This window comes from Methanosarcina barkeri MS, from assembly GCF_000970025.1.
Taxonomy (GTDB): Archaea; Halobacteriota; Methanosarcinia; order Methanosarcinales; family Methanosarcinaceae; genus Methanosarcina; species Methanosarcina barkeri.
In genome coordinates this window covers 2,346,125-2,363,954 of sequence record NZ_CP009528.1, presented here as the reverse complement: position 1 = coordinate 2,363,954, position 17,830 = coordinate 2,346,125, and the positions used below count along the sequence as shown (strand labels likewise).

12 protein-coding genes and 1 pseudogene are annotated in these 17,830 nt (G+C 41.0%); 5 read left to right on the top strand and 8 right to left on the bottom strand.

The window, feature by feature from the left end:
• Nucleotides 1-47: 47 nt before the first annotated feature.
• The 4 genes from MSBRM_RS09605 to MSBRM_RS09590 form a co-directional block, all read right to left on the bottom strand.
• Entirely contained in the window at nt 48-1,157 is a 1,110-nt protein-coding gene (locus MSBRM_RS09605) for a transposase (RefSeq protein WP_048155512.1), read from the bottom strand.
• A 490-nt stretch (nt 1,158-1,647) separates the two neighbouring features.
• A complete protein-coding gene (locus MSBRM_RS09600; protein ID WP_048117430.1) occupies nt 1,648-3,234 on the bottom strand; it encodes a histone deacetylase in 1,587 nt (528 codons plus the stop codon).
• Entirely contained in the window at nt 3,231-4,943 is a 1,713-nt protein-coding gene (locus MSBRM_RS09595; protein ID WP_048117433.1) for a hydantoinase/oxoprolinase family protein, read from the bottom strand. Before MSBRM_RS09595 ends, MSBRM_RS09600 begins: the two co-directional genes overlap by 4 nt.
• A gap of 470 nt (nt 4,944-5,413) precedes the next feature.
• Nucleotides 5,414-5,602 carry a sensor histidine kinase gene (locus MSBRM_RS09590; RefSeq protein ID WP_048117436.1) on the bottom strand — a complete coding sequence of 63 codons (189 nt, stop codon included), beginning with the start codon at nt 5,600-5,602 and terminating at the stop codon, nt 5,414-5,416.
• Nucleotides 5,603-5,797: 195 nt separating this feature from the next.
• Here MSBRM_RS09590 and MSBRM_RS20845 point away from each other — a divergent pair, with 195 nt between their 5' ends.
• Entirely contained in the window at nt 5,798-5,974 is a 177-nt protein-coding gene (locus MSBRM_RS20845) for an ASCH domain-containing protein (RefSeq protein ID WP_176722175.1), read from the top strand.
• 40 nt (nt 5,975-6,014) lie between these two features.
• Here the strand turns inward: MSBRM_RS20845 and MSBRM_RS19485 are convergent, their stop codons facing one another.
• From MSBRM_RS19485 to MSBRM_RS09580, 4 genes and pseudogenes are all read right to left on the bottom strand, one after another.
• The gene (locus MSBRM_RS19485; RefSeq protein ID WP_080941451.1) at nt 6,015-6,176 is read right to left on the bottom strand and encodes a rubredoxin; all 162 of its coding nucleotides are present in this window, start codon (nt 6,174-6,176) and stop codon (nt 6,015-6,017) included.
• A 93-nt stretch (nt 6,177-6,269) separates the two neighbouring features.
• Nucleotides 6,270-7,047 (bottom strand): annotated as a pseudogene (locus MSBRM_RS21305) (Glu/Leu/Phe/Val family dehydrogenase).
• Between the two features lie 15 nt (nt 7,048-7,062).
• On the bottom strand, nt 7,063-7,341 hold the full coding sequence (locus MSBRM_RS21300; protein WP_230629153.1) for a Glu/Leu/Phe/Val dehydrogenase dimerization domain-containing protein: 279 nt from the start codon (nt 7,339-7,341) through the stop codon (nt 7,063-7,065).
• Nucleotides 7,342-7,711: 370 nt separating this feature from the next.
• Nucleotides 7,712-8,962, bottom strand: coding sequence for an NAD(P)/FAD-dependent oxidoreductase (locus MSBRM_RS09580; protein WP_048117439.1), 1,251 nt, complete (start codon nt 8,960-8,962; stop codon nt 7,712-7,714).
• Nucleotides 8,963-10,184: 1,222 nt separating this feature from the next.
• On the opposite strand from MSBRM_RS09580, the gene MSBRM_RS09575 reads away from it, so the two are divergent.
• From MSBRM_RS09575 to MSBRM_RS09560, 4 genes are all read left to right on the top strand, one after another.
• Nucleotides 10,185-10,628, top strand: a complete 444-nt coding sequence (locus tag MSBRM_RS09575) for a hypothetical protein (protein WP_052712805.1) — start codon at nt 10,185-10,187, stop codon at nt 10,626-10,628.
• A 783-nt stretch (nt 10,629-11,411) separates the two neighbouring features.
• Nucleotides 11,412-13,718: a phosphoadenosine phosphosulfate reductase domain-containing protein gene (locus tag MSBRM_RS09570; protein ID WP_048155510.1), complete on the top strand. Its 2,307-nt coding sequence runs from the start codon at nt 11,412-11,414 to the stop codon at nt 13,716-13,718.
• 340 nt (nt 13,719-14,058) lie between these two features.
• Entirely contained in the window at nt 14,059-15,165 is a 1,107-nt protein-coding gene (locus MSBRM_RS09565) for an AI-2E family transporter (RefSeq protein WP_048117445.1), read from the top strand.
• A 337-nt stretch (nt 15,166-15,502) separates the two neighbouring features.
• Nucleotides 15,503-17,410, top strand: coding sequence for a threonine--tRNA ligase (locus tag MSBRM_RS09560; RefSeq protein WP_048117448.1), 1,908 nt, complete (start codon nt 15,503-15,505; stop codon nt 17,408-17,410).
• Nucleotides 17,411-17,830 lie beyond the last annotated feature (420 nt).

Sequence of the window (17,830 nt, the reverse complement as noted above, 5' to 3'; positions counted from 1 at the left end):
CTCAAATTAGCTTTTAAAATCTCAAATCTAATTTGATACTCACTTTTTTAAAAGTATCTCCCAAACGAATTCTTATCCTCAACTTTATTTTGCATTTCTGTCAACACCAGTAGTTGATATGCTATGAAACTCAATAGAGAGTAGAGTTTTCTACTCTGATTTCTCACTCTTCTGATATCGAACTTTACTGTACCTTTAATATGTCCATGTATCTTTTCACATTCAGCTCTCTTTTTATACTGATCATCAAAAGTCTCATCTCTGATATTTTGGTTTCTTAGGTACATTCCTACCTGTTCTTTCCTTCCAATTTCATATAGAAATCTGAGTTTGTTTTCCATTGGTGCATGAATATCTCCACCGAGTTTCCACTTTTTATTCACCCAGTGATCGATTCGTTCCTCTTCACCTTCTTGATTGATTACTGCATTTGAAGCGTAGGAAATAATCGGTTTTGCGTTCAGATTATACCAAATATCAGAATGATTGAGGAATGAATCATAACCTCCGTCAGCAGAATAAAATTCCAGATTAGCGTTCATGTTCTTTAGAGCCTCAATATGGTCGATAAGTTCTGGAGAGTCACCAGAAAGTCCTTTTGTATGAGTCATGAAAATTGGATAAGTTCCAACCATTGTAATATGTGCCTTATCCATTTTGCATTCATAATGAGGATTATAATCAGCATGTTTGTCGTATCTTGAAGCTTCAAGTGGAGTGGAATCAATTTTTGCTTCCTTTTCCTGAGAAAGTTTGAGAATTTTCTCACCTATAAGCATCATTATCTCATTGACTCCTTTTTCTCCAAGTCTATACTTCATAAAATGATGAAGGGTTCCACCTGAAGGAAGTTTAATCTGGCTATTTTCATCATAAAAAGAAAGCAGGATAGCTTCTTCGTCTGTTAAGGAAGAAATGGTTTTATCATATGAGAGTTGCCTGAAACACTTCACAACAAACAGTTTTATCATAGAAGAAACACTGTACTTAAAGTGCCAACTTTTGTTGGTGTAAAAAGTACGTTCGACGTGCTTTGCAATATCGTCAATGCAAAGAAAGTACAGGAATTGGCAAATTGAAGTACTTTCTCTGCTCAAATAATTATCGAAGGAGTCCTCGAAGAGGACTCCTTTGTATAACATACTGTTTTTTGACATGAGAAAGGCATAGAAGGTATTGTTTTAAGTTGCCACTACCAAACAGAGACAAGTGCTATCAGAGTTAGTGGAAAAAAGAATAAGTTTTTAAGTCAAAATTCTAATTTGAGAGCCTCCATCCTCGCTTGACTATTGGAATTAACGGTATGACATACATTTTCAGCTGTTTTTTGGTCAGACGATCCAGGCTTTTACTATATGATGCAAGCCTGCTAAGAACCTGATTGTTTTGATAGCCAAGAGTAAAATTAATATATTTTGGAAGTTTTTCCAAAAAACAATGCTTTCTTTATAAAAAATTATTATATGATATCTATGTGTGTTTTAATGATTTCATTCAAAAAAATAGCAGAAATATAGGCACAAGTAACAAAAATAAGCATAAGAAGAAATGACAAAAAAGAAAAAGGAGAAAGAAAAGAAAAAAACAAGAAAAAAGCCTGTATAACTTTTCATACCTCATTTTATATTTAAAAAATCTTATTCCACCTTAATAAACCGTTTCCCTCTTTGTTCTTGTATTATACGCTCTGTATTCATCCTGTTTTTTATCCTGCAGGTAAACGTAATCATATTCCGGATGAATTAGCTTTTTCTTGTACTCTTCTCTGGCTTCAGCCTGGCACTTCTCACAGGCGTAGATCGGAATCGAAACCCCGAAGATCCTGGGATTGCCTACGCCCCCATGAGCGTGGGAGTCAATGGTTTTGTAGCCCAGACAGTCAGGGCACATCCTGATGGTTTCTTCCTGAAACTCCTGAATCATATCCGTGTCGTAAAAGATCTGTTTTTTTCGGCGGTAGAAGTCTCCGTGTTTTGACACTTCAGCTTCTACAAACCTATCCCGGTTTTTCCAGTTTTCAAGCTGGGTTGCAACTATTTCTTCCAGGGTTTTTTTATCCCTTGAAGCCTGGACAAACATTCCTGGCTTGAAATCGGGTTCCCTTACGCAGGAATAATCAAGCCCTGCCATTGCAAGGATTATACCTGTATTCACATAAGGCAGTGCACTCTGGATTGCGTAACCTCCTTCAAGCACAGCCATATCAGGAGCAAGTTTTTCATTCAATTTTGCGTAACCCTGCGCGGAAAAGCGCATATTTGCGAGAGGGTCGGTGTAGTGGTTATCCTGTCCCGCAGAGTTCAGGACAAGCTCAGGTTTGAAATCCTTAAGAATAGGAAGCACCAGGGAATCGAGCACATAAAGTATTCCCTCATCAGGGGTCCCTGGCGGCAGGGGAATATTGATAGTCCTTCCAAGGGCTTTTGGGCCTCCCAGTTCACTCATAAAGCCAGAGCCAGGGTAAAGAGTCCTTCCGTCCTGGTGGAAGGAAATAAAAAGCACATCAGGATCATTATAGAAAATATCCTGAGTTCCATCCCCATGATGCACATCGGTATCTACAATCGCAATCTTGCGGATTCCGTATGTTTTTCTCAGATACTCGACAAGGATAGCTTCGTTATTGATATTACAAAATCCCCGGTTTCCATGTGCGACTGTCATTGCATGATGTCCAGGCGGGCGGATAAGCGCAAAAGCATTTTTGACCTCTCCCTTCATCAGGGCATCCCCAAGCACCAGGCAACTACCTGCTGCGATCAGGTGAGGGGTTGTAGCCTGGGCTTTTATATCAGGCACACAGAAATGTACTCTGGCAATATCCCTGTACTCTGCAAGGCGAGGTTTATATTCGGCTATTTCTGGCAGATCCATCAGACCTTCTTCAAAGATCTGGTCTCTGGTATAAAGAAGGCGCTCTTCTCTTTCGGGGTGGGTTGGTGAAATTGCCCAGTCAAAAGCAGGGAAGAAAATAAGGCCTGTCTTCTCGGCCTTAGTGCGGTCTGCCGGGGATAATAGTCCTTTTTTCGCTTCCAACCCGGTCTTTTTCAGTTCCATTGTATTTCCTTCCTTTTCCTCGGATATTTCAAACTTGTTTTCTTCACTTTTTATTGTCTGCATCTCTTCTTTCTCGGCTTTATCTTTATTTTCTGCCTGCTCTTTTTCCCCTTCTACGGGAGCTGTTCCTGAGCCAGTCTTCAGCACATCCTTGAGTCTTCCAAGCCCCAGTTTCATGCTTTTTCCCTCCTTTTCCATTCCGGTATCAGGCCTGCAGGAATCTGCATGTTTACGTCAAAAAGCCGCCCTGTAGTATACCAGCCATTGACGACATTGAAGACTTCACTATTAACAATCTCGGCTTCATCTGCATACTCGGAAATTCCGAAGTCTTCTGCACGTTCATTCAAGAGTTTGGCTGCCAGGGTTTCAGCTTCGTCGAGGCTGATTTTATTCAAGTTCTTGAACTTTGTTGTGTTTAAACTGACAATCTCCCCTTCCTCAGCAACAGAGTACACTTTCTGTTCAGTATCAATGTGCAGGTTAAGAGTAATCGTGGGCCTTGCAACAGCTGCTCCAATGGCGTTTCCCACCTCGGCATGCTCGGGAATTACAGGGTTTGCATTAAGTTTTTTTGCAATCTCTGCAATAAGCCCCTTCGCGCCTCCTCCAATTCCAACCACATTTTCAGGTCTTGTCTTTTTCTCCTGCAGGACCTCCCATACCCGATAGGCAGGCTCCTGTTTCCATTCAAAAAACATCTCATTTACCGCATCAGCAATCATCCGTGATACTTTATCTACAATCAGGGATGCAGTTTCAGTATCTGATTTCCCAAGCTCAGAAGCTGTGGCTTTGATCGCCTCGCTTGCACGTTCGGGATTTCCTACCTCGATAAGCCCGAGGAACTTCAGGGCATCCGTAGGGGTAGTTTCTTTTCCTCCCATGCAGTAAGCCGGACCCGCCCTATCAGGGCCGATTGTTATCTGTTTTGTGCCAGGGTTCCGGTCCTTAACCCTTACAACACTATCTCCCCCCGCAGCTATCGAGCGGACTGCAAAAGCCCGGACATGTGTAAGGAAACCTCCGAGTTTTGCGCCTTTAGAAGCAAAAAGAGGCTTGCCTGACAGAATTAATGCAAGGTCTGTGGTAGTCCCTCCTATATCTACTACCACTGAGGTCTGCCCTTCAGGAGTAAGGGCAAGCGCTCCAATTGTGCTGGCAGCAGGGCCCGAAAAGATGGTTTCCACAGGAAATTCTATTGATTTCTCAACCGGGAGAGTTCCTCCATCGGCTTTCAGGATATACACAGGAGCCCTGATGTTTCTTTCCTCAAGTGCTTTCTTAATTTTCTCAACGAACTCCTGATAGCGTTCCCTGGTGGCAGAGGCAAGCATGGCAGTTGCTATCCGTCTTGGGAAATTTAGCTTCCCCGAAACCTTATGCCCTAGTTCCAGTTTGCAGTCAGGATAGTCTTCCCTGAAGATTTCCTCTACCCTGAGTTCGTGAGAAGGGTTCCTCTGCCCGAACTTACTTATAATGGCTGCTCTTGAAAATCCAGATTCCCGGACCAAACCTACGGTTCTCCTGACCTCGGCCTCATCGAGTGGATCAATTTCCCTTCCCCTGTAATCCATAGCCCCTTTTAGATAAAAGCTGTCAGGAAAAGTATAACTTGCCGGGTTAACCCCGGGTCCTGGAATTAATACCAGGGCTACACGGTCAGTTTTGCCTTCGGCAATGAGATTTGTTATCACGGTTGTACTGAACACTACTCTTTCCAGCTGCTCAGGAGGGACATCTTTGCTGACAGCATCAAGGGCCTCAAGCAGGGAATTTAGCAGATTTCCGTGTTCAGTGGAAACCTTGGCAGTACTGTACACTTCTCCATTCTGGATAAGCACTGCATCCGTGGTAGTGCCTCCGACATCAATTCCTATTAGCATTCACAATTCGCCTATCCTCACTGTATATATTTTTAATATTTTTTTCCTTATGTCATATAAAATATCAGTTATATCAATTCTAAAACCTGAGGTACCAGACAATTCTAAAACCTGAAGTACCAGAAATATCAAACTCCAAATAACATCAAGTTCCAGATGAGTTCTTAGCAGAAGCCTATATTATCTGGTTCAACTCACACCGCGCTGTTTTTGAGAGAATTTTTGATCAAACTTTTTTTAAAAAAAAGTTTGATACACAAGAATACTATTTCTGAGCTTATATGACAAAAACATTCTGAATTGAAAAAAAACTGTAATATACAAAAAAGATTGCTTTCAGAATAAGTTAAAAGAAACCCAGCTAGGAAAACTCAATTAAGAAGAGGAAAAGGAAAACAAATGAATCTCAGTTTTGACAGCAAAATTAATTGAATTATAAAATGCAAGAAATAGTTTCCATTTTTTGAGGATTATCTTTTATCTTCAAACCTGGCAGTGTATTTTGTTTCGTTCCCTCTTTCAAGCTCAATTGTTCCGTTAATCTGTTCAACGAGAGCATTTACAAGTTGCAAGCCCAGAGTTTTCGAATTTTTGAAATCCACTTCTTCCGGAAAACAGCTCCCGTTGTCCGAGTAGACAAGAGTAAAACCGGAAGACAATTCTGGAAAGTTCTTTTCGGTTGCTTTTTTTGGTTGCTTTCTTTTCGGTTATTCAGGTAATATCCCCAATAAAAAATTTAGAAAAAGATTCGGATAAAAAGTTCAGATTAAATCTTTAGATAAAAATATACAAATAATATCAAATTCAGTATTACAACCCAGACTAAAGCTTAAACCTGTAAGGAAGGTGTTTTTGTGGAGGATCTCAATCTACTCAGTAGAAAACTTGAAAATATGAGCATAAATGAGCTTTCGGAGTATGTAAGGGAAAATTACCCTGAAAATGAGGAGCTATGGGTAGGACCTAAAAAAATAATCATTAGAAAAATTCTTAACTTTGAAAGAAACAGGATGAACGCAGAAGATTTATAACATGCATCTGTTTATGCACTGTTTTTTTGAAAGTCTGAGGTTAAACTTTTTTAAACTTCTCTTTGGGGGCTCCGCATCTCGGACATTTCCATGATTTTGGGAGACCTTGAAAAGGCGTATCCGGAGCTATGGATTGTGAGGAATCCCCACGATCAGGGTTGTAAAGGTATCCGCAATTGCCGCATCTGTACATTTGAGTCATCCCTGCTTCGATAAACCTCAGTCAGTTCCAAAATTTTGTATTTTGTATCCTGCATTGAGAGATTATTTTTTGCTCCGGTCTTTTTCCTGTTTTTTATATCCAGCCCCTGAGCTGCATAGCTTCAACCACTCTGCCGACAGCAAGGGTATATGAAGCCTGCCGCATCTCAACATTCTTTTTTGAGGCGAAATCATATATCGAACAATATCCTTCTTTCATCTTTCTCTCCAGACAATTCTGAACTTCCTCTTCTTCCAACTGCGTGTTTGACTGGTTCTGTACCATTTCAAAATATGAAACAATAACTCCGCCTCCATTGCAGAATATCTGGGATGATATGAACTCCTTTTGAATTCAGGATTGCTTCTCCTTCAACTGTAGTCGGGCCGTTAGCCATCTCGGCAAGAATCCTGGCTTTAATGTTTCCCGCGTTCTCTTCAGTTATTATGTTTTCAAGAGAAGCCGGAATCAGGATTTCAACATCCAGTTCACGCAACTCTTCATTAGTTAGGTTCTCTGCTCCGGGATAGTCCCGCACCGAACCAGTTGAGTGCTTATGGCCTGAAACGTCTTCGGGGTCAAGCCCATAGGGTGAAAAAATCGCACCTTTGCTGTCGCTTACAGCTACAACCTTGCAGCCGTACAGTTTCTTTGCAAGATAAGCGGCATGATATCCTACGTTTCCGAAGCCATGAACTGCAACCCTTGAAGCTTCCAGGCTTATTCCAATTCTTTCTGCAGCTTCCCTTATTGTATATAAACCGCCTCTTGCCGTGGCATCATATCTACCTGCCGAGCCTCCAAGGCTTGTCGGCTTGCCTGTAATGGAACAGAACACATTCCTGCCTGCGAGTTTCGAGTATTCGTCCATCATCCAGGCCATAACCTACGGATTTGTATAAACATCAGGGGCAGGGATATCTCTCTCCGGACCTATTATCTGGTAAATCCCACGTATGTAGACCCTGCTCAGGCGCTCGATTTCCCGATGTGAAAGTTCTTTTGGGTTACAAATAACCCCGCCTTTTGCTCCTCCAAGGGGCAGCTTATGAAGGACACATTTCCAGGTCATGAGGGCTGCAAGGGCTCTCGTAGTTTCCATAGTAACGTCAGGATGAAAACGTACGCCCCCCTTTGCAGGGCCCAGAGCTTCATTGTACTGCACCCGGAAGCCTTTAAAAACTTTTATAGAACCACCTCCATGTGGACAGTCCGAGAAACATAGAGTTCTCTCATAGGCATTTCCAGAAATGCTTCCATGTCAGGCGTGAGCTTAAGGCCTCAGCACAGGTGCACAGGTGCTGCTTGACGTCTTCAAGGAGCTTGGAACGAAAAACCACAGTTACCCCACTTCACAAGTACCCACTTTAAAATAATGGGTTCCAGAAAGTTAAATACCTGCTGAATACTAATCCTTTTTAATCCTTCTGCACACCTTTCTCTTTGAGGACAGCATGAGCCTCAAACCCTTTCGGTCCATTTCATCTAAAGCCAGTAAAAACAAAAAAGCCTTAATTTTAAGGGGCTGCGTGATGTCAAAAGAGTGTCCTTAAGAATGTTCCGAAAGCTTTCATAAGTCTGAAGGAATTTCCTGAAAACATAAGCTTTCTCAGAAGGATAGAAGGATGGTCCATGTCTCCGTACTCGGTAATCGTGTTGAGAATCGAAGGGGTGTTTAGCGAACCTATAAGGTCATTGAACTGCCTGTCTTCAAGTTTCCCGATGTAATCATGGATTTTCATGCCTATTTCAAGCTCTCTTTCAAGACCCTTCCGCCAGAGCTGGTCATACTCGGCAAGCCGCTTTGCCGAGGTATCTCCTTCAAGGGCAGCCTGTGCAGCAACCTTTCCAGCAATTTTTGCCGCAAAAGCCCCGGTGTAGACTCCTCCTCCTGATGTTGGTTTTGTCTGCCCTGCCGCATCACCAACCAGCAGAACCCCATCAGATACCGTTTTTTTCTGAGGGCCTATCGGGATTCCACCCACTACAAAATCAAGCATACCTCCTGAGTATCTCTCTTTTACATGAGGGTTGGAGCGGAGGAAATTCTCAAGATAAGAAAGAGGAGAGTTCTCTTCGTGCCCATTTTTCCAGGCAAGCCCAGGTTCAAGGGCAAGTGCAATCCTTGAAATTTTTTCATTAACAGGTACAGTCCAGGCAAAAAAGCCTGGAGCAACAGAACCCGGAAAAAGTTCAACAAAGTCGCTGTCATCCGAGGCATAAGGGGCTTCTATCTGGATCCCCGGAAGTACGCTGGCAGGCTTTTCAAGTCCTGCATAGCTGGCTATCCGGCTTTTTACACCGTCTGCCCCTATCACGGTGGATGTGCATATTGTTTCAGGTTTGCCGTTTTTCAGTACCTTGAGTTTTACCGTAGAATTTTGCTGTTCCTCTTTATCGGTTTTTGGACTCGGCATTTCGAGTCCTACAGCTCTTGTCCTGAGAGAGAGTTCCACACCTTCTTCCACAGCCCTTATTGCAAGGGCGCGGTCGAAGTTTTTCCGCGAGACTACATACGCTTTGGTCTGCTTTCCATCGATTGGCAGGCATTGCCCATCTGGAGCATGTACAAAGGCTCCACGCACGGAATTGAACACAAACTCGTCCGAAGGCTTGAGCTCACACTCTGCAACCGCTCTGGTGCTCAAAAGTCCGGTACAGCTTACAGGCGACCCTATGAAAGCATGCTCTTCAAGCAGGAGAACCTTGGCCCCATTCAGGGCTGCATAGCGAGCTGCAGTGGATCCCACTGGCCCGGCTCCAACCACAACAACATCATATTTCATACCGTGTTAACCTCGAAAATAAGCCCTTAATATAGAAGGAAGCTTAATATACTCACAATTATATATAATTATAATTTTTATATTTAATGTGATTTTGGATACAGTGATATTGGATGTAGTAACATTTATTATAGATATGTGAATTATTTTAGATATGTGAATTATTTTAGATATGTGAATTTTACTTGTGATAATAATTTTTATTTGCTGTATTAATTCCTTTCTTGACAAAAAGAGTTCTTTGTCAGTCAGATTTCCTTTATTTAATAGATTAAACTTTTTATTAAGCTGCTGAGTTTTTAATTGATCTCCAAATTACTTAGAGTTTAGAATAAAACAATTTTTTTGGACTGCTGAAGCTTTCTAAACCTCACAATTTTAATATATTGATAAATAATTTGTGGTATTCCTTAATACATCCTTAGTTTGACAATATAAATTAAATTTAGTAGGGAGCTTCAATTTTTTGTCAAAAATCAAAGTTGTGTTGGCGCACCCCACTGCAAGCTAGCGGGGTATTCGAATGAAATCAATTGACAGTATTCATAAATTTCGTCAAATTGCCTCTGATTTTTCAGCTTTACACTCACTATAAAGTAAATGAGTGGAGATTTTTGTCCCATTTTAGCACTTTTGGCATCTGACTTTTTGGATAGTATCTATATTTTATCTGAGATTCATGCTATCTGTTAAATTGTATACCAAAAATTTGATCAAAAATAGATAAATAGACCCTTCAAAGTCTGCACTAAGCCTGGCAACTTATAATAATCAATATTTGAAGACTATATTTTATAAAATATACAATAACTCGACGAAATTTAAATCAGATTTTAATCTTGTTAAGTATACACGGAATTTTCGGATTGCTGGTAAAAAATATAACAACGGGCTTGTAAAATATATGAAAAGTGAATTTTCTCACTATTTTTGTTATTAAGTAGAAGTTTCAAAATATGTGAAAAGTAACATAAATGTAAATTAATAGTTTTACAAAATTTTAAGTATTATTACTAACAGTTGTCAATGTTAGCCTGTTATAACGATTTTAAATAGGTATAAGCTCTGCAGATCTAAAAACATACAGTATCACAAATTACAATAATATACAAAAAATTCATGATCATTTTAAAAAGTCAAATGGAAAATCTATGTATCTATTAGATGAATTCTAAGTTCATCAAGCAAACTAAAATAAATATTTATTTTGGTGATTGGAAGAATGAAAGGTAAGCAAAAGTTAAAAACTAACATGTTACTCATAGCATTACTAATTTTAAGTTTGATTTTTGTGTCAGTCTTGAGTTTTGAAAAAGTAAAACAGGACATGAATGGGTCAAAAGCTGAGGACATAGATGGGTCAGAAGCTGAATTGGTTGAAGAACAAGAACCGGCGGTTTCCGCAGATCTAATCACAGAAAATAGACCTTACTGGTATTTGCTTATTGCAGGTAAAGAAGAGCAGAAAACCCTATTTCAGTATATTGACAATTGCAGCGCTTCTGATCAAGAAAAGCAATCTATGAAACAATCTATGGCAGATATATGGAGTAGATATCCTGATAATATCACAGAGAAAGATTATCAAGCACTTGAATTAGTGGATACAAAAGTAGGAGAGTATCTTAATGATACATATGGTAAAATTTACACACGTGAGGAATAAAATCAATTGCGGCAAAGACTGAGGATTAAAGTCCAATTTTAGATAGTTAATAGTCCAATGATGTTGATTTTCCAGTTCAACTGCGTAAGTCCTATATGGATTAAGTACTGAAGCAGGAGTAGTACGTGAGAATAATTGTTTTTACGGAATATCCCGTCGTTTTTCCCTTAATTACCAGTATTCCACTAATTATTATTATCCGGTCATCAACTGTTGTATCCTGAAATAATTTCGTAAATTCAAAGCCATTTGAAAGTTCAATACACGATACAATAGCAATCGGCGCAAAAAGTTAAATATTGAGCAAGTTTTAATTCCATTTTGTATTATGGAATAATCATGTAAAATGAAACAAGTTATAAGTTGGAGTAAGATAGTGGGTCAATTATATACAATGAGTTCATCCCAAAACTTGAAATTTGCTTCTTGGGCATCGTATTTCGAATAATCAATCAAGATCAAGATCAAGATCATGAAAACAATTCTGAGAATTCCCAACGATTAAGAGTAAAGTGGCTTTTGGGATAGACTCAATATATAATTGGAATAAAAAAATTGGAAAAGCAAAATAATTGTGGGATAAAACGTATTTAATCTCTTTAATGATCTCGCCCAACAATTTAAAGTCAAATCTTGAGAAGTAGCGTATGATTCCATCATATCACCCTTCATGTATCAAGGAATAACGCTAAATATTGATAAATACATTCATCGTGCGACTGAACCATAAAACTGAAAGATCAAATATTTAATGATTTCTTCAAACTACTAACCAGGATTTTCATGCAGCAGAAAAAAGAAAAACTCCAGGTTTCGGGCTCACAGAAAACAGATAAAAGTTATCAGGGCACAAAGAAAGCCCGGAATTCGGATAATAAAACTTCCCGAACCTTGGATAATAAAGCTTCCAGAACTTCAGATAGAAAAAACTCTCGGACACGGCAAAGCAGGGTAAAAAACAAATCTCCAGGTTTTAAAGGAAAGCCTTCTGAGGGAAAACACACTTCCGGCAAAAGCGCTGGCTATAAAGGAAGTCAGGACTTGGTCCCTGCGAAGAAAAAGAACGTCCAGCGTTTTGAGTATGAAGACAATAAAATTTTCTGGTGCGAAAAATGTAACTTGCCTCTTATAGGAGAAAAATGTGGAATATGCGGCAGCAAAGGGGAAGTCCTTCAACTCTCTCAGCCTGCAGATGTTCGTTTTTGCTCTCCTTACGAGCAAGAAATCATAGACAGGCAGCTTCACTCAGCTTTTGGTTGCAATCCTCTTGGAGATAAGCTAATTCTTCTAAACAAAATCCCAGGAGAAGACAAAACTGATGAAGTGCTCGTAAATGGCTTTATTTTCGGAATTCTCCGGTTTGAGCTCTCTAAAATGGATTACAGTTTTGAACCCTCTCTCCAGGGCGCAAAAATTCTCCTGAAACATGCTAAAAGCAGGAAAGTCGAGCTTAAGAAAACAAAACGGCACCTTAACGGAAAAAATGTCACAGCAGAATCTGTTGAAGCTTTCGACAGCAATATAAAAGCAGGAGACTTTGTCCTTGTTACTGCAGGCAGTCTGACAGGCTATGGAGTTTCTTTAGTTGACGGCGCGGATTTTTCGGGCCTGAAAAACCTGCCTGAGCCCGAGAACCGGACTGAATTGGAGTCTTCAAGCGGAGCCAGGACAAAAGTGGAATCTTCAACCGGAACCGGAACAAAAGTTCTCAGGATCAGGAAGATTGATAGCAGTGAAGCGTTACTTCGTCCTGAGACTCTGGATCTTGCGGCATGCATAGAGGCAAACAAAAAACATCTCCAGGTGCTTGGGAAGAATGCAATCAATACTATTCGCGGGATTATTTCCAGGAAAGAATATAAAAACCTGCCTGTTTATGTCTCCTTCAGCGGCGGGAAAGACAGTCTTGTGGTGCTTGACCTGGCGCGGGCGTCCCTTAAGCAAAGGGAGCTCAAAGCTTTCTTCCTGAACACAGGGATTGAGTTCCCGGAAACTGTCGAGTTTGTACGAAATTTTTGCCGGGAAAGGGAAATTTCACTCATAGAGGCAAATGCAGGTTCCACTTTCTGGGAGCAGGTAGGAAAATTCGGGCCTCCTGCAAAGGATTTTCGCTGGTGCTGTAAGGTCTGCAAGCTTGCATCAGCAGGGAACTTCGATACACAGAAAGAAGCCTCATCTCGAAAAGGAAACAGTGATGTGGCTTATCTTACAATTGACGGTAAGCGTAAGCACGAATCGTTCTCAAGGGCAAGGATTGCAGCAAGTGAGACAAATCCTTTTGTCCCTGCCCAGCTCAACATCTTTCCTATAAGGGATTGGAAGGCGATTGAGGTGTGGCTTTACATACACTGGAGGCAGCTCTCCTACAATCCTCTCTATGACCTTGGCTTTGAAAGGGTAGGCTGCTGGCTTTGCCCGTCTGCCCTTGCTGCAGAATACGCCAGGGTAAAAGACCTGCACCCTGAAATGTATGCAAAGTGGAACGCTTTTCTGCTGGAGTGGGCAAAGTCCAGAGGGCTGTCCGAAAAATTCGTAGAGCATGGGTTCTGGCGCTGGAAAGAACTGCCTCCCAAGATGTTAAAACTGGCTAAAGAGTTAGAGATTTCCGTGCTTGCCAGAGAAAAAACTGAAGACTTTGAAATTGAAGTCGTGTCAGGAATTTCTCCCTGCCGGGCAGGAGGCTATTCAATAGAAGCAGCTGTGAAGGGCATCAGGGAAAAAGAAGCTGCAAGCTTCATCAATGTTCTCGGAAACACGATTTATGCGGAAGACCTGGGGATGTTGCTGGTTAAAACCGGGACCGGAACTGTAAAGTTTTTTTCGAACGGGAATCTGCTTGCAAGTTCGGAAACAAAGGAAAAAGCAGTTTCACTTTTTAAGGAGGCTGCAAAGCAGTTTACAAGGCTTTCTCGCTGTACTGGCTGTGGGATCTGTGTAAAAGCCTGTCCTGTAGGGGCGGCTTCTCTCGAAGGGAAAATGCCGCATGTAAGCGAAGCCTGCATCAGATGCGGAAAATGTACAGAGTCCTGTGTGGTAACTCGATACTTTGATAAGCTCGTACCTGACCTGGATCAAAAGTTAAAGGTGTGATCTGCCAGAAATCCAAATTTCACATCTCTGTGATATTTTTAAATAGTTTCTAAATATATTTAGATATAACACTTTCTAATAAAGTTTGGAACTTGCAATTCACCATTTTCTTCCATAAATTGATTTAAACCTGTATACCTTATTTCGACCTGTATACTGATTAAATCCATATACCTTATTTCGATCTGTACTGATTAAACCTATATACCTTGTTTCGACCTGTACTGATTAAATCCATATACCTTGTTTCGACCTGTACTGATTAAACCTATATACCTTGTTTCGATCTGTATACTTGATTTGAACCTCTATAATTTATCTATTCAAACGGAACTGAAAAATGAGACTAAGCCAAAGCCCTGACGGCGTAAGTCAGATCATAGCCAACCGATGGAAAATTGGAGCAGCACTGGCTGTAGCGCTGCTTCTGTACTTTGCATTTCTAATTCTGCTGCCCCTCGCAGATGGAATCGTGCTTGGCATAGTCTTTGCTTACATTGCCAGGCCTATCCGGGTAAAATTCAAAAAGCACAGAAAAATAGGAGCACTCGTTGCCAGTTTGTGCATATTCATCCCTATAGTGTTTATTGTCGGGGCAGGTATTGTTGAGATCCTTAACCAGGTCTCCTGGATTATTGGACATAAGACGGCAGTTGCGGCATCAATTCTAAATATCATAAACTCTCTGAACATTCCGGATAGAATCATAGAAAGTATTAATTCTGCCATATGGGACCTCTTTACCTCGCTGCTCCCTGCAGTAGGCAGTATAGGATTTCTTTCATATGCCCAGAGTATCGGTCTATTTTTCATTAATTTTGTAATCTCGATCATTTTCTGCTATTTTATACTCGCTGATGGGGATCGGCTTTACTGCGCATTTCTTGGTGTGATCCCAAAAGAGTACAAAGAAGTTGTAAACCGTTACGCGCATCATCTTGATATAATCCTTAAAGGAGTTTTCATAGGCAATGCATACTCTGCTCTAATAGTAAGCGTAACCTCAGTTATTGTTTTCTACGCTTTTGGATTTACCCATGTGCTTGCCCTGGCGACCCTCATCTTCATAGCTTCGATAATTCCTCTTTTTGCCGGTTACATGGTGCTATTGCCTCTAGCTTTACTGCGGTACTTTGAGTTAGGGTTTAAAAGCGCAGCTACTTTCTTTATAGTATCCTCAATCATTATCTACGGCCCTCCAGAGCTGATTCTCAGGCCCTATCTGACCAGCCTGCAGTCCAAGATTCACCCGATGCTGCTTATGCTTGCCTTCTTGGGCGGGGCTTTTGTCGGAGGGATTGCAGGATTTTTTGCAGCCCCTATTCTTCTCGGGGCTCTGGTTGCGGCTTACAGGGTTTATCAAGATCACACCCATCCGGAACTTGCCGAGACCTGCGCAGACCTCAAGAAAATGGGACATCCCAATAAAGCTGGCTCGGAAAAGTAATTTTGAGTTAAACTCAGAAAATGTACCGAAAAACATAGGAGATCATGGAGTTTTCCAGGATATGCCCAAAAATATCAATCGAAAGGGATTATTTTATATTGTTGAAGGATATTAGGACTGTCATATATTCTTCGTTACCCCTTTAAATCAAGATCTACTGACGGTACAGACCTCAGTCAGTCTTATATGAATCAATTGTTTGATTCAACCGAAACTACTTAGGGACAGAATTACAGACCGAAAATAATTCGGGATAAATTACAGGCCGAAAATAATTCGGAACAAAATCCCATAAAGAAGCACTACAGAATTCCTCATAGGAGCACTAGGTGATAGAATGCAATTATTGCTCATTCACTCTGATTATATTGAATACGAAACCAAAAAACAAACTCCAGTTGCTGAAAAAATTGAAGAATCCTTAAAGTCCGGCAGGCTTGAGGAAGCACTTACCGCTTTTATGGCTGTTGAAAGTGTAGATGAGGCAAATCCTGAAGACACTATAGAAAAGACGGCTTCCGAAATTGAAAAGGTAGCTACTCAGGTCAAAACCAACCGTATAATGCTCTATCCTTACGCTCACTTAAGTTCTGATCTTTCTTCTCCGAAAGTTGCAGTAAAGGTACTGAAAGGGATAGAGACTGCACTCTCAGGTAAATATGAGGTCAAACGCGCTCCTTTCGGGTGGTATAAGGCTTTTAGTATCAGCTGTAAAGGGCACCCACTTTCCGAACTCTCCAGGAGCATACGCCCCGAAGGAACTCAAAAAGCAGCAGGCAAAGTCGAGGCAGGTGGAGAAAAAGAAGAGGTTGTTTCCGAAGCCCTCAAAGCCGAAGGTACGGCAAAGTCTTACTGGCGTATCCTTACCCCTGATGGAGAACTTCACGAAATCGAAAATTTCGACCTTACGCCTTACCCCAAACTCCAGCAGTTTGTAAACTACGAAATTTCCAAGAGCAGAGCTGTTGAACGTGCTCCTCCTCATGTTGAGCTTATGCGGAGGCTTGAGCTTGCGGACTACGAACCAGGTTCTGATTCCGGAAACATGCGATATTACCCTAAAGGGAGACTTATAAAAGCCCTTCTTGAAAATTATGTGCTTGATGTCGCAACCGATTTCGGGGCAATGGAAGTTGAAACTCCTATCATGTATGACATGAACCATCCGACTCTTAAAAAATATCTGGACAGGTTCCCTGCAAGGCAGTACTCCATTGAGTCCGACAAGCGGCATATGTTCCTGCGTTTTGCAGCCTGTTTCGGGCAGTTCCTTATGAACCACGACATGACGATTTCCTACAGGAACCTGCCTCTTCGGATGATCGAAATGACCCGCTACAGTTTCAGAAAGGAACAGCGGGGAGAACTTGTGGGCTTGAGAAGACTCAGGGCTTTTACCATGCCTGATATGCACAGCCTTTGCGAGGACATGGACCAGGCTGTAGACCAGTTCAAAAAGCAGTATGACCTCTGCATTAATGTGCTTGAAAATATAGGAATCCATATTAAGGATTATGAGGTAGCCATCCGCTTTACCAAGGACTTTTACGAGTCGAATAAAGAGCTTGTGGTCAATATGGCAAGGACCGTCGACAAACCTGTGCTTGTTGAGATGTGGGATACTCGTTTCTTCTATTTCGTGCTCAAGTTCGAGTTTAATTTCGTAGACGCTCTTGCGAAGGCAAGTGCACTTTCCACGGTCCAGATTGATGTCGAAAATGCCGAAAGGTATGATATTTCTTACGTAAATGCTGACGGCAAACTGGAAAGGCCTACCGTGCTTCACTGCTCTCCAAGCGGGGCAATCGAACGCTGCATTTATGCTCTTCTCGAAAAAGCTGCAATGGAAACCGAAGAAGGAAAGGTTCCTATGCTGCCAGTATGGCTTTCTCCTACCCAGGTCAGGATTGTGCCAATCTCAGAAAAACACGTCGCTTTTGCCGAAGAGGTTTCACAGAAGCTAGACTGCAGGGTTGATATTGACGACCGTGACCTGTCAATAGGAAAGAAAGTGAGGGAAGCAGGCAGGGAATGGGTTCCTTACGTGGTTGTCATTGGAGATAAAGAAATCGAGAACGGCACCATTAATGTAACCATTCGGGCCGAATCCGAACAGAACAAGCCTAAAAAAGTTCAAATTACTCCGGAAGAGCTTAACGACAGAATTAAAGGCGAAATTGCAGGAAAACCGTATAGGAAACTGCCCCTCTCAAAATACCTTTCTGGAAGACCAAAGTTCGTTTAAACATATTAATATTTTATGAACTTAATATATTAAGAACTTTTCCAAAAAATGAACATATTGTAATTTTCTGAACACTTCTCAAAAAAAGTTTTCGGAAACTGCCAGAGGAAGCAAAAATTCCCTGTTTGCCTGTTTCTTCTGGCTTTTTAGCATAACATATATATTGATGTAATTCTTATTATTGAAAGAGGAGTCCTTTTAAATAAAAGTAGTTCTAGGTTTGTTCTTCTCCGTTTCTGGACGAAAATATCCCGATCTAAGCATTTTGGAATGAAATTTTTACTAAATGGAATTTTTACTAGTTATTTGTAAGTTATGGGGAGTTACTTCTTATTGAGTTTATAATTACATGCAGAATTTCCTGTTATAGATTATACCAATTTCCCAGAAATCCTTTGTAAGGTACTTTCTGGTTTTGAT